Here is a 1,048-nt window from a genome sequence, read left to right on the forward strand (position 1 = left end):
CTCTACGACCGTGTTCGCGCTGAGTGGGTTGCTGTGTTCTCGGGCGGCGAGGGTGAACGGTGCGGCGGGGTCGCGGGGGCGGTAGGCGGTGACGCTGGTGCCGGGGAGCTCGCGGGTGGTGTCTTCGGTGGTGTGGCGGGTGAGGTAGGCGTCGGCGTCGGCGGTGGTCGGGAATTCGGTGTACCAGGCGGTGCGGCCGTCGACATCGGTGCAGGTGATCTGGCGCAGTGGGGCCGGGTCGCCGGGAAGCACGACCAGCGACGGGGTCGCGAAGCAGGTGGCTTCCCGCCAGCCGCGTCCGGTCGGTCCGGACGGGATCAACTCGGTAAAGCCCGCTGCTACCGACGCGTGCTCACCCCAGTTCGGTGCTGGAGCCATTCGGTTGGGGCGCACAAACTTCCAGTAGATCGCGCCGACGCCGATGACGCCGACCCCGGCGACCATCGCGAGCACGATCAGGCTCACCGCCAGCACCCGCCACCGCGAGGACACCGCACGATGCGGACGAGCTGACCCGAGCGGTTCGGACCGAACCTGCGGCACGGCGCGAGTCGTCGGCATGTTGGAGCCGGCGCTCGAAACAGATACTCCGCTAACGGGTTCGGCGGCCGTCGCGCGCTGCGCACTCGGCTGCTGCGCAGAATCCGGTGGACCGATCAGTGTCCGACCGGGCGCGCCCACCTCCGTGCGCGCCGACCAACGTTCCTGACCGCCCGGCTGGAGGGTCCCGGGTGCGCTCATCGCAACGGCACCCTCCAGTCCGCCGCCGTGACCGGCAGGCTGGGGCGTCCCGGATGCACTCGCCGCTGTCGCCGCGTGCGCGAAGGCCGAACAGCTGCTGAATCTTTCGGCAGGATCTTTCGCCATCGCCCGCGCGATCACCTCGTCGATTCCGGGTGGCAGGTCACCGACCACGGCAGCGGCGCGCGGCACCGGTTTGGTCAGGTGAGCTGCGACGACCGCACCGGGATTGTCTGCGGGAAAGGGGCTTTCGCCCGTAAGCAGCGTGAACAGCGTGCAGCCGAGCGAGTACTGGTCGGAGCGGTGA

At 70.0% G+C, this 1,048-nt stretch carries 1 pseudogene; it reads right to left on the bottom strand.

The features are described from left to right. Nucleotides 1–1,048 (bottom strand): annotated as a pseudogene (locus tag ACFWUY_RS41985) (hypothetical protein); the annotation flags it as partial.

Origin of the sequence: Streptomyces sp. NPDC058664 (assembly GCF_042716635.1) — a bacterium.
Taxonomy (GTDB): domain Bacteria; phylum Actinomycetota; class Actinomycetes; order Streptomycetales; family Streptomycetaceae; genus Streptomyces.